Origin of the sequence: Pseudomonas syringae group sp. 247E2, assembly GCF_032587795.1 — a bacterium.
GTDB classification, from domain to species: Bacteria; Pseudomonadota; Gammaproteobacteria; order Pseudomonadales; family Pseudomonadaceae; genus Aquipseudomonas; species Aquipseudomonas amygdali.
The window spans coordinates 1-14,965 of sequence record NZ_JAWHPK010000037.1 but is presented as its reverse complement, the minus strand read 5'-3'; the positions used below and the strand labels follow the sequence as shown (position 1 = coordinate 14,965).

General features: G+C 52.5%; 11 protein-coding genes and 1 pseudogene. 2 read left to right on the top strand and 10 right to left on the bottom strand.

The features are described 5' to 3' along the window. Positions 1-4: 4 nt before the first annotated feature. The 10 genes and pseudogenes from tssK to tssA all read right to left on the bottom strand — a co-directional run bounded on the left by tssK (position 5) and on the right by tssA (position 12,551). Complete coding sequence (gene tssK / locus RYC18_RS24860) at positions 5-1,336, bottom strand: type VI secretion system baseplate subunit TssK (RefSeq protein WP_044293273.1); 1,332 nt, start codon at positions 1,334-1,336, stop codon at positions 5-7. Beyond that, entirely contained in the window at positions 1,333-1,833 is a 501-nt protein-coding gene (gene tssJ / locus RYC18_RS24855; protein WP_029240993.1) for a type VI secretion system lipoprotein TssJ, read from the bottom strand. The genes tssK and tssJ overlap by 4 nt, the downstream gene beginning before the upstream one ends. A gap of 320 nt (positions 1,834-2,153) precedes the next feature. Further along, a pseudogene (locus tag RYC18_RS24850) lies at positions 2,154-3,095 on the bottom strand (sigma-54 interaction domain-containing protein); the annotation flags it as partial. Between the two features lies 1 nt (position 3,096). Then, positions 3,097-5,691 carry a type VI secretion system ATPase TssH gene (gene tssH, locus RYC18_RS24845; RefSeq protein ID WP_016981952.1) on the bottom strand — a complete coding sequence of 865 codons (2,595 nt, stop codon included), beginning with the start codon at positions 5,689-5,691 and terminating at the stop codon, positions 3,097-3,099. Further along, positions 5,688-6,707 (bottom strand): type VI secretion system baseplate subunit TssG, encoded by a 1,020-nt coding sequence (gene tssG, locus RYC18_RS24840; RefSeq protein ID WP_044293272.1) that lies wholly within the window; start codon positions 6,705-6,707, stop codon positions 5,688-5,690. The genes tssH and tssG overlap by 4 nt, the downstream gene beginning before the upstream one ends. Further along, positions 6,671-8,458 carry a type VI secretion system baseplate subunit TssF gene (gene tssF / locus RYC18_RS24835; protein WP_044293270.1) on the bottom strand — a complete coding sequence of 596 codons (1,788 nt, stop codon included), beginning with the start codon at positions 8,456-8,458 and terminating at the stop codon, positions 6,671-6,673. Before tssF ends, tssG begins: the two co-directional genes overlap by 37 nt. A 90-nt stretch (positions 8,459-8,548) precedes the next feature. Further along, positions 8,549-8,956 (bottom strand): type VI secretion system baseplate subunit TssE, encoded by a 408-nt coding sequence (tssE, locus tag RYC18_RS24830; protein WP_016981949.1) that lies wholly within the window; start codon positions 8,954-8,956, stop codon positions 8,549-8,551. 8 nt (positions 8,957-8,964) lie between these two features. Then, a complete protein-coding gene (gene tssC / locus RYC18_RS24825) occupies positions 8,965-10,440 on the bottom strand; it encodes a type VI secretion system contractile sheath large subunit (protein ID WP_016981948.1) in 1,476 nt (491 codons plus the stop codon). 28 nt (positions 10,441-10,468) lie between these two features. Beyond that, entirely contained in the window at positions 10,469-10,969 is a 501-nt protein-coding gene (tssB, locus tag RYC18_RS24820; RefSeq protein ID WP_002553522.1) for a type VI secretion system contractile sheath small subunit, read from the bottom strand. A 31-nt stretch (positions 10,970-11,000) separates the two neighbouring features. Beyond that, entirely contained in the window at positions 11,001-12,551 is a 1,551-nt protein-coding gene (tssA, locus tag RYC18_RS24815) for a type VI secretion system protein TssA (protein ID WP_016981947.1), read from the bottom strand. Positions 12,552-13,150: 599 nt separating this feature from the next. Here tssA and RYC18_RS24810 point away from each other — a divergent pair. Both RYC18_RS24810 and tssI read left to right on the top strand, forming a co-directional pair. Continuing rightward, on the top strand, positions 13,151-13,669 hold the full coding sequence (locus RYC18_RS24810; RefSeq protein ID WP_005777755.1) for an Hcp family type VI secretion system effector: 519 nt from the start codon (positions 13,151-13,153) through the stop codon (positions 13,667-13,669). Between the two features lie 68 nt (positions 13,670-13,737). After that, positions 13,738-14,965: type VI secretion system tip protein TssI/VgrG (tssI, locus tag RYC18_RS24805; protein ID WP_316886969.1), on the top strand; the 1,228-nt coding region annotated here is incomplete at its 3' end.

The window sequence follows — 14,965 nt, the reverse complement described above, 5'->3', positions numbered from 1 at the left end:
CTACTCAATTTCTGATCGCCCAGAACTGCAACTCAAGCCCCGGAAATTCACCTGATACATGGAAAGCAAATCCCCCTGACTTATCGATTCCGCTTTGGTCCCGGTCATCGATATCGAGAATGAAATAGGCTTTTGCAGCGTGAAACGGTATTTGCCGCGGAGCCACAGGCAGCGGCCTGAGCCGCATACCCGGCAGGTGCAGACTCACCAGTTCGCGAATACTTTCCACAGAGCCCACTTTGAGGTGCGAAGGCAGTCGCCCACGCAGCTCTTCGGTATCGCAATCAGCACGAGCGGCAATGACAAATGAGGCATCCCCCAGCAACTCACGGTCCACCCGAGGCGAGACCAGAACGCCGTACTGCCTGGGCTGCAACTCAAGCTCCTGCGCGTGCTGCTCGAGAACCATCGACAGCATTTGTCGAATGGCAAACATTAAACGTTTGAACGTTGCGCCCTGATCACTGTGCTGATAGCTGCCCTCCAGTCGAGGACGTCTGCTTTCATCGCCGAACGTCGACAACTCGCCAAAAAGAGATAACAGCGCCCGATACAGTTCTTCGGGGTGCACCTGCCGGGTAGTGAGATAGTGTTGAAGTACCAACGCGTTGCGATTAATCAGTTGCAACATCATGAAATCGCCCGTCTCTGCACCACGCGCCTGGCCGTATGTACCGATGCGCTCGGCGATGATGTCGCCTCGATGCTGCAGCAGACCTACAACTTCCTTGAGGCACGACATCAGGTAGCGTGAACCACTGGCGTTGATGAAGGCCGGTGAAAAACCGGTGTCCAGCGTTATTGCCTTGTCAGGGCTGCAGATAAGAATATGCCCCAACTTGAGCAAGGTGTAGGCGTGCTCTCCGCGAGGTTCTCCCACTAACAGACGAAATTCCGGGCGCGCGCATAACACCGAAGTGGAACAGTCTGCTCCGGCGTTCGAATCCAAAACATCCGTTGCGTAGGCTGTAAAGCGTGCGATCACCTCCGGCTGTTCGTGGCTGCGTGTCTCAATGCAATTACCCGCCATTGTCGGCAGCGCTATGTACACTGGCATGTTTGAAGTGTTTGCAGGAATATCCAGCGCCAATGGACTGTTACGGTCGCATATGTCGAACACGCTACCGTCCGGCAGGATACCCGAGGCCTGAGCCAGTACGATCTGTCCCGAGCCCAAAAAATGCGGATCTATTTCCAGGGCCGTGAACCCCCAGTTGTAGGCGCCCGCCAACCGAGTGCGAACCCGCAATTGATGGTCGTAGTAACGATCGTTATGTTGAAAGTGCTGCGGCCGCAGCAACATGCCTTCCTGCCAGATAACCTTGTGCGCGTTCATGTCGGATTTCCTGTGCCTGTCTGGCTATCTGCCCGTTGAAGGCCTGATTCACCCAGTACGAAAACGGCTCGATTCTGCTGTTTGGGGTGAACCTTGATCACGTGACGCCATTGGGTTTCCGGCAAATTTCGATAGGCAGCCAGTACACCGATGTAACGACTGCCTTGATCCAGTTTCAGCTTCAGTTCAATACTCTCGCCTGGACGAAGTTCAAACTCTTCGCTTGCAATCAGGTCTTGCCCGAGTGCCTGAGCAGTCCGTTGGTAAAGCGAAAAGAAATCCATATTCTCGAAGGTCACCGGACGCCTGAGCTCCAGGACCTTGAGAACAATCGGCGAGGGCCTGCCATTGACATCAGGATTAAGCTGATTGTCTGCATTCAGTTGTAAATCCACACGGGTTTGCGTTGAGTACGGTGAGAGTGCTGAACAACCATTGAGCGTGAGTAACAGCAGTAACACTAGTGACCGCTTGACTCGGCTAACGTGAAGACACATTGAAATCAGCCCTGTAAATCCTGATGGAGGCAGTGATACAACCGAACGGCGGCTCATGACAGCTCACGCCCATAGAATGCGTTGACACGGGGGTGGGCAATGCCCGAAAGCCCCACACTCGACTCTTCTATTACTTCGTTTCGGCTGGTGGGTTCAGGGCTGCCCAAAGCCCGGTATTGATCATCGCTGAACTTGAAATGGCCAGTGCACCCTCCAAGGCAAATCACCGCAGCAAGCATAAAAGGCGCAGAGCACCGACAATGAACGTTCATTGAAAAAAGTCCCAGATAATGAGTTAGGCAATCGTGGTGATTCGGCAGTTAATCAGGTCGTCCGTGAGCAGCACCGATCTTCAAATGCGCCAGGCGATAAAGCAGCGTGCGTCGTGACACTCCGAGAGTGCGTGCTGCACGACTCCGGTTGCCGTTACAATCGCGCAAACACTCAAGCAGTACGTCGCGTTCGAACTGTTCGATGCGCTCACGTAGCGAAAGGCAAGCCGGATTGCTTATCGGGTTGGCGGGGATGGGAAAGTGTTCCAGCTTCAACTCACCGTCATCGCATAACAACACTGCGCGCTCGACGAACCCCTTCAACTGCCGAACGTTGCCCGGAAAGGCGTATCCCGATAAAGCTCTCAATGCAGCCTGCGACCATTGCACCAGATCTCGTTGTGAGTGCAGGCATGCCTTGTCGGAAAAATGCCGGGCCAATATTTCTATATCACCCACGCGCTGACGAAGCGGAGGAAGCTCAATGGGAAACTGCGCCAGACGGTAGTAAAGGTCTTCACGAAAACGCCCTTCTGCAATGAGCTTTGGCAAATCGCGATGAGTAGCAGCAATGATTCGCACATCGACCTTGCGAACCTTGTTGGCGCCCAGCGGCCGAATCTCTCCCTCCTGTAACACCCGCAGTAGCTTTGCTTGCAGCAGCATTGGCATATCGCCAATTTCGTCGAGTAAAAGCGTACCGCCATGAGCAATGTCGAACAGGCCAGGTCGATCACGATCAGCGCCGGTAAACGCGCCCCTGCAATAGCCAAACAGCTCGCTTTCCAGAAGAGCTTCGGGAAACGCAGCACAATTCTGCACAACAAATGCGTTGGAGCGGCGAGGTCCATGCTCGTGGATAGCGCGAGACACGACCTCCTTGCCCGTTCCGGTCTCGCCAGTGAGCAATACAGTGCAGGTGCTGTCGAGAATCTTGCCCAGAAGATGGGTTGTTCGGCCCAGGGCAGCGCTACGTCCTGTAAACCCATAGTTATTCGAATTCACAGACAATTCCGCCTGAGCTGTCCAGCGCCGCATGAACCCTGCATAAGGCTTTACCACTGCTCATGGCACTGAGCAAATGGTCCGCTATCAACGGGGTCAGGGAGGACTCGAGTAACTGATCGATCAGTCGGGCGCCGCTGTCGCTTTGTGTGCAATGCTCAAGCAGATGACAAACCAGACTCTGCGAGTAGCTGAAGGTGAGAGCACGGGATTCAAGTCTCTCTCCAAGGCGACTCAGCTTTAGTTCGACCAGTTCACGAAGCGCTACACCCGTGATGGGGTAGTAAGGCACAACGCGCATTCTGGCCAGCAATGCCGGTTTGAAATGTGCGCTGAGTACTGGCTCTAGGCGCATCGCCAGCTGTTTGGCATCCGGGAGCGTGCTCTCGTGGCAGTTGGCATGGATCACCTCGGCGCCGAGGTTGGAGGTCATCAGAATGAGCGTGTTGCGAAAATTGATTTCCCGGCCCTCTCCGTCGTTGGCTACGCCTTTATCGAAGATCTGATAGAACAGATTCAGTACATCCGGGTCCGCCTTCTCCACCTCATCAAGTAGAATCACCGAGTAAGGCTTCTGTCGAACAGCGTCAGTCAACATGCCTCCCTCGCCATAACCGACGTAGCCCGGCGGTGCGCCGATCAAACGGGAAACGGTGTGTTTCTCCTGAAATTCGGACATGTTGATCGTCGTGAGAAAACGCTCGCCGCCATACAGCAGGTCAGCCAGAACAATAGCTGTTTCGGTCTTGCCGACACCGCTTGGGCCGACCAAAAGGAATACTCCGGTTGGAGCACCGGGTGTATTCAAACCGGCAGCCGATGCCCTCACCGATTTTTCAATCGCCTGCATCGCCTGCTCCTGTCCCCTGATGCGCAAACGTAGCTCCGAAGAGAAGCGGTCAATCCGTTCACTGTGCTCCTGAGCCAATCGCGATACCGGAATTCCAGTCCAGGCACTCACCACTTCTGCGATCAGTCTGGGGCACACTTCAAAGCTCACCAGACGCTCGTCCACTTGCGTATCGATCAGAGCCTGCCGGACTTCAGTCAACTCGGACTCCAGCGCGTGCGTGTATTGAGAGTCGCTCCCCTCGCCTGCCTGCTGTACTTTTCGGTCAGCCAGTTGACTGCGTAGACCAATGAGCCGCTTGACGGCTGCGAGTTGATTGGCCCACCTGTACTCAAGCTCATCTGCCTCGCTCTGCATCCGTGACAGGTCAGAAACCAGCGTAACCAGCAAGCTTTCATCAACCGACAACCCGGCAGTGGCATCACGCTGTAATGCCTCAAAATGCCTTCGTTGCCGAGCAAGTTCACCTCGCAGATGCTCAAGACGTTCAGGCACGGCAACCAGACCGATTCGCACACGAGCACACGCTGTATCGAGCAGGTCAACTGCCTTGTCCGGCAACTGACGCCCGGAAAGGTAGCGGGCCGAAAGCCGGGCAGCGGCAACCACAGCGTCATCGCGCAGATAGACGCCATGACTGCGTTCATATAACGGCGCGAGCCCACGCAGAATGGTGATGGCCTGCTCCACCGTGGGTTCCATTACGCGGACCGATTGAAAGCGACGTGCAAGCGCCGGATCCTTTTCGAAATATTGTCTGTATTCGGCCCACGTTGTCGCTGCAATGGTACGCAGCTCCCCGCGTGCCAGCGCAGGCTTCAACAGGTTGGCCGCATCCGACCCTCCGGCCTGAACACCGGCCCCGATGAGCGTGTGGGCTTCGTCAATGAACAGAATGACAGGCCTGAGTGAAGACTGGACTTCCTCAATGACCCCCTTCAAACGACGCTCGAACTCACCCTTGATACTGGCGCCCGCCTGGAGCAACCCCATATCCAGCGACAGTAGCTCGACATTCTTCAACAGATCAGGCACTTCACCATGAACGATCCGCAGCGCCAGTCCCTCGACAACTGCGGTTTTGCCGACACCCGCCTCGCCCACCACAATCGGATTGTTCTTGCGTCGACGAGCCAGTATGTCGACCATCTGGCGCAAGCAGTCATCACGACATAGTACGGGATCCAGCAAACCCTCTCGGGCCTGCTGCGTCAGGTTATGAGTGAAACGTGCAAGTAGCGATTCACTTTGATTCAGGGCTGGCTTTGCTACGCCCGGTGATTGCTGGGCAAGGGCGTAATCGCGAAAGCGTTCAATGTTGATCCTGCCCAATAACGGCTGGTATGGACGGTCCGCATAGCGCGAAGGATTGCGCAGCAAGGCAAGAATCAACGCAGCCTGGTCAATGAGGCTTTCGCCCAAATCCAGATTGGAAATCAACAGCGCGTCTTGAAGCCACTGAACAAGCTCGGCAGAGAATACCGGGTTACGGATTGCACTTTGCTCGATCGGCTGGCGAAGGAAGCCTGCAAATTCGTCAGCTGCAACATCGGCCTCCAGCAGCGCACGCGCAAGCATTCCATCAGGCCGTTCCAGCAGGGCAACCAGTAGATCCTCAACCGAAATTTTACTACTGCCTCTGGAAACACAACGTTCGGCGGCCCCCTCAAGCTCGCTGCGTGTAGGGGCATCAAGGGCTCTGACGAGCTGCTGCAGGTCTACATCGATCATGAATAGTCCTTATTGGTCGGTCTGTTGAACGTCACAAGCCCCTGGGCATGCTCACGCCCGAGCCAACTGGTCCAACCCAGGTGACAGGTGTTCGATTGGCCAATGCGCAGATCCCTGATATCCGAATTCAGAAGCTCGAGACAAACGTCGTAATCCAGTGGATCGCGCAACGTGAACCGCACAAGTGCGCCCAACGGTTGGTAACTCCGGCCGGTGGGTAGAAATTCGTGGAAGCGCTCCCAATCAAGCTGTTTTATATGAATACGAAACTTGCCACTCCGATCTGGAACACGAACACCCAGCACCATATTCCGCCCTGGCTGGTTGTTGGCTTTGCCAAGGCAATTGAGCTGAGCACGACTGATCTCAACCGTTCGCTCGACACATTGTTCGATGAACATCCGGGCATGCTTGAAGTAGTAACGAAGCACCGACTCGATCAACGCGGCAGAATGAGCACGCAGGCTCAAGAGCCCCAGATAGGGCAACAGCCGCTTCCAGTTCAACTCGGTTGTTTCTCGAATGCGCGCGCCATGTAAACCGATCAATGCAAAGAGATGTTCGGAAAAAGGATCGGTTGCGCCACTGGCGAACACCGCGTGATAGCGGTACTTGCGCCAGACAGGCAACATCAGTTTTTGCAGGCGATGATTAAAAATATCCAGGAAATCCCGAGTGGCATTAGGCTTGTCCCGTTCCCCCAACGCCTGCTCGGCATAGAAAGCCGGCAGCGGTGAACCGGACCCAACCAGGCTCATCACGTTGAGGTACAACCGGACATACAGGTCAGTGTGCTCATGAAAAAAATCCAGACGTTCTATGTCGCTACACGGAAATCCAAGACTGGGATTTGCCCTTAATTCAAGAAAAGCATGCAGTTGCTCATCATCGGCATCCGGGTGAACTTCACGTAAAACCCCGAGGATCAAAGGTATCGCCTGATACACGGAATATTCCCGTATATGCTGACTGAGCGTAGTCAGAGCAGCGGCTGCTGCCCCATGCGTGGCGTCCATTCGTAAGCACCTCCCTGAGCGGTTTTTACATGCAGTTCATGGAAAGAATTCAAACTGGCATAAAGCGCAAAGAATTCGTTTAGGACTGAAGCAAACAGAAACAGACTGGCTTCGTCTGCAAGCGCGCCAGGGGCAATGAGCAGCTCGGTTTTAATGCCTCGCACCGGCCGGCCATCATGCAAGCGATCAACGTGCTGGTGACGTATCGATTTCAGCCCACTTAACAAATGCTGACTGACCTTCTCCGCTTGCTTGTCGTAATAACGCGGCAAGTCATAGGTTTCGATAATGACTTTTAACGCTTCGATACTTGCCAGAGACAGATAATTCAGCGACATGTTACTAATGACGCGCCATAGAAAGTCACGTCCAATCGGCGGCGCATAGCTTTTAGTTGCTGGTGTAATATTTCTGAACCGCAGGAAGTCTGGAGTGCCTTCGCACGGCTTGCATATCCCGCCGGCCCTGATCTGCTGTGGAAGATTATGGTTGGTGCAGGTCAATCCAATCGAGATCGTTTCGTTGTCTCGGTCGCCACGCGCATCGAAACTCAGGTAAGTATCCAGCCCTCCATGCGCTACGGAGTCACGATGACGCACGCTGTAATAAGGGGCGTTGCTCTGCACATCGACGGCCGGATCATGTTCGAAGGACTCAAAGGGCACATAGTTCTGATATCCCCTGCCTCCTGGCTGCCATCCGGTGACGGTATCAACCGAGTAAACCCCGCACTTGCCATGACCGTAGTGCGCAGGAATCAGCAGATACTCATCCTGTCGTGCGTCGGCCAAAATGGGGAGTGCATCCTGTTTGAACAAGTTGACCACGGGTGTGCAATATAATTTTATATGTTCAACCTTCGGCCGAAGGTGCAGCATATCCTCGCCATGCATTTCAAAGATCAGCTGAAAGCCACGAGCAACTTTCAATACATCTTCACTCACTGATGTGATGATCTGGAGACCGCCAATATCAGAAAAAAGGAATTTCTCCGGAAAGCAAAAATACTCTTGCAGGTAGCGATAACCGCGAAAAGTGTTCAGCGGATAAGGGATCAATGACTCATCTTCTGCAAAGCCCACTGGCTGTACTTGATCTGCAGAAATGCTCAGTTCATATGATTTGCCATCCCCATTCAGAAGCGGCTTGCCCTGTTCATCCAACAGTAATAACTTAACGCTTTTAAGTTTGCGCATGAGGCCAAGATACAGCGCTTGGCTAATAGCACGATCGCCTGCAAAGTGCAGGCGTAGCCTATTCAGCTCCAGCGCCCCCAGGTGCCCGTCACCTGTCATCTCCAGACACAACGTCAAAGTCGTCGCCTCCGCGCTGGCCGAGTAGGAAACATTTACCAACTTCAGTGGAAGAATATCGGTTGGAAAACAGGTACGAAATTGACAGACCTGCCCCTTCACGGGCTCACTTTCTACCGGGGTATCGCGCTCGACCCTTATACCAGGCCCTACAGCCATCAACGGATCGAATTGCAACATGCTCACTGCCGGCATCGGTCGCATATAATTGGGCCATAACAATTGCATAAGCGAATGAGTCAACTCAGGCAGATCATCATCGAGTTTTTGACGCAAACGACCCGTCAGGAAAGCAAACCCTTCAAGCAACCGCTCAACGTCGGGATCCTGACCTGCCTGCCCCAAAAAAGAAGCCAATGCCGGATTGCGATCAGAAAACTGCCGGCCCGACTGACGCAGGGCCATCAGTTCCTCTTGATAGTAATGGTTAAATGACAATGCTCACCCGCCGGATCTTGTTTTATGAATGAATCGGAGTTTATGTAAAGAAACAGGAAACAACCGATTCGCGAGAATCACTTGGCATAGTCAACTCACCCTTACCCTTCCGGCTTCGCTGACAGTTGCGGAAAACCGAACAGCCTTTTTAATGCCGTCAGCTTTTAAAATTGCATCAATAAAAAATTGCAGTGTCAGCCTATCTTCCGAGTGCCCTTCAGACATGACGTAAACCTCTGACAAGCGGGGCTCATAGAGCCTGACAGCTTTCTCGATCGCCACTCGGGATTGCCTCAATATATCGTGAGCGCTCATGCTCATGTCATTCAAGTCAGGCAAGCCATAATCAGGTAGCATTTTCACGCTTCCTGCACGAGCGCCAAGCATGTTCGACAAATGTGTCGCTACCGATGCCGTTAACTGTTCTTCCTCAGAAAAGCCTGGCGGCTGTAACCTCACTTCGGCAAGGCGTTCAAAAAGACTACCGAGGCCTCTCATGGCGTTACCTATTCCTTTTCCATTTTCCCGACCAGCGACAGAGTAAAATCAGCCCCCATATATTTGAAATGAGGACGGATATTCAAACTGACACGGTACCAGCCTGGATCACCTTCAACGTCGCTAACAATAATTTGCGCTGAGCGTAACGGGCGTCTTCCTCGCACTTCCGCGCTCGGGTTTTCCTGATCTGCAATGTACTGGCGAATCCATTTATTAAGTTGACTCTCCAGATCCGCTCGCTCTTTCCAGGACCCGATCTGCTCTCGCTGCAACACCTTGAGGTAGTGCGCGAGGCGGTTGACAATCATCATGTAGGGCAGTTGGGTCCCCAGCCTGTAATTAAGCTCGGCTATTTTGCCTTCCGAATGGTTGCCAAAGAACTTGGGCTTTTGCACCGAACTCGCGGAAAAGAACGCGGCGTTATCGCTTCCTTTGCGCATGGTCAGCGCGATAAACCCCTCTTCTGCGAGTTCATACTCTCGGCGATCAGAGACCAGGACCTCCGTCGGAATCTTTGTCTCGATTTCACCCATGCTGTGGAACCGGTGCAAGGGAAGGTCTTCCACCGCACCACCACTCAGTGGCCCGATGATGTTGGGACACCAACGAAATTTGGCAAAACTGTCTGTCAGCTTCGTCGCAAATGTATAGGCCGTATTTCCCCATAGATAGTGCTCGTGGCTATTCGCGACGTTTTCCTTGTAGGCAAACGTTTTCACCGGGTTTTCCGCTGGCTCGTAAGGACTGCGCAGCAGGAAACGCGGCACCGTCAAGGCAAGATACCGAGCATCCTCTTGCTGCCTGAAGCTCTGCCATTTGGCGAACTGCGGGCCTTCGAAATGATCGCTCAGATCCTTGAGGTCAGGCAGACCGGTGAACTGCTCAAGCCCGAAAAAATTGGCACCCGCGGCAGCGATGAAAGGTGCATGCGCCATGCAGGCAACGCTTGAAACGTATTGCATGGTCTTGACATCAGGGGCGCTTGGCGAGAAGAAATAATTGGCGATGATTGCGCCAACGGGATTACCGCCAAACTGGCCGTACTCAGCGGTGTAGACGTGTTTATAGAGGCCCGACTGAACCACTTCAGGTGAATCTTCGAAATCCTCTAGAAGATCCTGTTTGGAAACGCTTAATAACTCGATTTTTATATTTTCACGAAAATCGGTTCGATCAATCAGTAACTGCAACCCACGCCATGAAGCTTCCAATGCCTGAAATTCTACATGATGGATGATCTCGTCCATCTGGCGACTCAGCTTGACGTCAATCTCGGTAATCATCCGGTCAACCAGCGCTTTTTTGACCGGTTCGTTGTTATTACGCGGCTTCAGCAACTCTTCAATAAATGCAGCCACCCCTCGTTTGGCAATGCCATAGGCGTCGTCAAAAGGCTCTAATCGGGTATGCGCAATAATCTGATCGAGAATTCCATGATGAAGCTCATTTGCGTCGCGCTGCGGTATGGCTTTTGTGTTCATATATTAATTCCTGACAATAAATCCGACATTACCGTTGCGACGCGACATCCAGGCCAAGCTCATCCAGCACGTTCTTACGCGATGTTTCATCCGTAATGACATGCTCGATGGCCTTGCGAAAAGAAGGCATGTTCCCCAGCGGCCCCTTGAGCGCCATTAGGGCGTTGCGGAGCTCCATCAGCTTTTTAAGCTCCGGAATCTGTTCGACGAGACTGGCAGGGTTGAAGTCTTTCATCGAAGAGACCTTGATGCTGACAGTCAGCTCGTCAGCCCCGCTATCAGCCTGCAAGCGGTCAGGTATATTCAGTACCAGTTCAAGCTCCTGTTTCGCCAATACATCATCGAAATTATTCTTGTCGATACTGATTGATTTACGGTCCTCAAGCTTTCGCTCGTCCGCGCGTTGTATGAAATCGCCAAGAACCAGCAACTTCAGCGGCAGCTCTATTTCTTCCTGTGCGCCACCAACAGCAGGTTTGAACGTCACGTTAATCCGTTCTTTGGGCGCTACAGAGCCTTCTCTGGCCATCTCATTTCCCCTCAATTCATTCAACTGTGCATTAGCTATCAATAAACCGCTCAAGGTCGTGATGACACAACCTCTGGTAAATTACTTCTTTGCGCGCTACTGCCTTTTCGTTCAGAGCAATGCGCTCGTAACAGCTGTATAACAAGCGCGACACATCCAGGAAGACCGTGGGTTCCCATACCGGCAAGCTTGCTGTTTGAAGTTCTTGATCAAGGTGCTCAAGTTGAACCTTCGCCAACTCGTATTTTTTTGCATCTATACAGAGACGTGCGATGCATAGCTTGCAGAAAAATCGCTCTCGCCCGCCCTCCACGCCTTTCAAATGATCATTCACCAATCGCACAGCGGCCTTCAGTCCTTTTTTCTGCAAAACCGGCAGTGCATCGTGATACAACGAGCTTTGTTCTAAGGCGTCATGCTGACTTTCGCTGCCACGCGCATTACTGACATGAACTTCAGGAACCAGGATATGAGCGGCGATCCACTGTAACGTCTCCACGTCTGCAAACGGCACACCATCGTGAAAGCGAAGTTCAACAAGGTCTGGAATGCGCTTTAAAAGTAAAGCAAATTGAACCTCCACCTCGCGCATTGCCGCTTCGCCACCCAAGGCTTTCAGACAGTTCCAGACCATTCGCTGACCATCAAACCAAAAAGGCGAGCCTGCAAGACTTGCTTCAAGGTCTACAATGAGGTCTGCGTAAAGGCCCTGTTCGAATCGCTCTTGGTAATTACTTAGTTTGTCAGCGGGCAATCTCCTTAACTGCGTTATTTTCTCACTATTTCTTTCAGGAAGACTATCCACCGCATACCAGACCTGCGAGCGACCAAGGCGAAAAGCCCGCAGATCTGTAGTTTTTTGCTTGAGCCACCATCTGCAAAGGCTGCGTACGGAGTTCTCTTGCATACTTAAAGCCCGCTGCGCATCTCTCTCGTTGTCAATGTCGGAGTCACTTGAAAATAACTGAACCGCAGCCTGCTTGACGCGCTCCACCACCTTGACAGGCTCTTTCTCGACCTGCTCAGCACGCTGAATCATACGGGCGAGCCGTCTTCGCAACGGCAGCAGCAACGGGGCATCACTTCCCAGATACAGATTAAATATTTCATCCAGGCCATCAAGCTGCCTGAGCAGTTGCTGGAACTCAGGAAGCTGGTGAGTAATGGAAATATCTTCTCCCAGTGCCTTTTCAAGTTTCAGCAAGAGCCATTGCATGCTCGCCGAACGTGTTCGTAACTTTCTGGGATGAAAGAGCAGCCAACGCTCTTTGCACAAATAATGAATCAACCCCAGGCCCGCAGCTAATCCGCTGACAGACTCGCATTCATATAGAGCCCAGGCCAGCCAGCTAGCGACGCGCAGGTCTTTGGACTGGTTTGAAAGAATATGTTCACAGCCCTCTCTGATCCGCAGCCAGTCTACATTCACTTCCCCGAAAACGGCCTGCGTACAGCCCAGCTCACGCTCCAGGACTTCAAACATCGTAGAAAAACGAATGTCTTCGCCTGCGTAATCGTCCGCCGCTACAGGGTGCCGAGCCAGATCCAGATATAGAATGGAGAGCTTGTCTTTACCTGCCACTGATCATACACCCCACATAGCGTACACTTCATTGTGAAAAGCTTTTCCAGCCACTCATAAAACCAGGCAAACCTTATCGTCATAAAAACCAGCAAGCAAGGTGACACCTGAAAGATATTAAACTTTCGGAAAATTCTTACACCCGAGCAGAGCAAATATGTAGGAAGCAATTAATTTATGTACCAAAATATTTATAGCTTTAATTATCCATTGACCGATACGCAGCTATATGCATATCAGAACTCACAGATGTATTCGGTCTAAAATTCACCGAAAGGGACTACTGAACGGCCAAAAAACTTGTCAGGAGAACGTGCGAAAAATGTGACTTTCCACACAGAAAGACCAGATATGAAAATATTAATATTTTCAGATAGCAGCTTGGAAAGCTGCGCAAAAAAATGATAACGGTGCGCAAAAGCTTGCACAATTTACTCGAAGAAAACTCACTACAAGCGTCTTCTGCATATCCTGCAAATGGCCAAACCAGCTGACATTACTGACTTAAGAGATACCTGGCACGTAACTTGTTATAGCCATGCTTCGATCTCCAAGCCGATTCGCTTGTGAGGTACCATCGACTGTAAGGAAGAACGTTAATGCCTACACCCGCCTATATGACTGTCATAGACGCCAATCAAAAAACGCTGACAGCAAGAGCTTTCACAGCAGACTCTGTTGGCAACGTCTATCAGGAAGGCCATGAAGATGAAGCAATAATCCAGGCTTTCAGCCATAACATTATTACACCCTGTGATACGCAGTCAGGCCAGCCTGCTGGCCAACGCATTCATGGGTCTGCTTGTGTCACAAAAATTTTTGACAAAACCTCGCCATTGCTTCTGGAAGCCCTTTGTTCGGGCTCAACACTGAGCAAAGTCGAAATCAAGTGGTACCGGACGTCTATCGATGGCAAGCAGGAACACTATTACACCACCACCCTTGAGGATGCGGTCATCGTCAACATCAAGTCTTACATGCACAACTGCCAGGATCCGAAGAACTCGCACTTTGGACACCTCGAGGACGTTCAATTCAGCTATCGCAAAATAATCTGGGATCACGTAAAGGCCAACACTACCGGATCTGATGACTGGAGAAGCCCAAAGTCGGCATAACTCCACTGCTCCGTCGGTCCGACAGGATCGGCGGGGTTTTCATAAACCGGCTAGGCACGGTGGTCCATATGACGCTGAACCCCGCTGATCGACCTTACTTCAGCCTGAGCGTCGACGGCCTTGAGCATGACTTTCAAATCCTTTCATTTACCGGCCATGAGGCCATCAACCAGCCCTTCTGCTTTACGCTTGAGCTGGTCAGCGAGCGCACGGCGCTGGACCTTGAAGACCTGCTGAATCGTCCTGCATTTCTGCAGTTCGTGCCTGACGGTGGGGGCATTCACGGCTTGATTGATCAGGTATCCCAAGGCGACTCCGGCACACGCCTCACGCACTACTCGATCACCCTGCGCCCGCATCTGGCCCGGCTCGGGCATCGCACCAATCAGCGTATTTTCCAGAATCGCACCGTGCAGCAGATCATTGCGCAGGTACTGAAAGAACATCACCTGCTGACCAATGACTACCGCTTCAAACTCGGCACCACATACGCCAAACGGGAATACTGCGTGCAGTACAACGAGTCGGATCTGCATTTCGTCCAGAGACTGTGCGAAGAGGAAGGTCTGCACTATCACTTCGAACACAGCCCCACAGCGCATCAACTGGTGTTTGGCGATAACCAGATGGTGTTTCCTAAACTCGATTCGGTGATCTATCGCCATGACAATGGCCTGGTGGCCGATGAGCCGGTCATCAAGCGTTTCAAGCTGCGCCTGGAAACCCGCGCCAATCGCACCACTCGCCGCGATTACCACTTTGAAAAACCCCTTCTGAAGATGGAAAGTTCAGCGGATATCAAGACGCAGCCTGATCTTGAGGACTATGACTACCCCGGCGGTTTCACCCACCGTGATCAGGGTCTGCAACGGGCGAATCGAGCCCTTGAACGCCACCGCCATGATTACCGGCTGGGCGAAGGTCAAAGCGATCAGCCTCGGCTGGTCAGCGGTCATTTTCTGCCATTGGATGGACACCCCAACAAGGAGTGGAATGCTCTGTGGTTGCTCACGGAGGTGCGTCACGAAGGTCGCCAGCCTCAGGTTCTTGAAGAGTCCGCACATAAAATCCAGAGCCCTGATAACTTTCAACAGGGCTATCGCAATACCTTTTTCGCTACTCCCTGGCAGGCCTTGTATCGCCCGCCTCTGCATCATCCCAAACCGAGAATATTCGGCAGTCAGACTGCAGTGGTTACTGGCCCGAAAGATCAGGAAATTCACTGCGACCGGCATGGCCGGGTCAAGGTGCAGTTTCATTGGGATCGTGAAGGCAGCGGCGATGACAAGAGCAGTT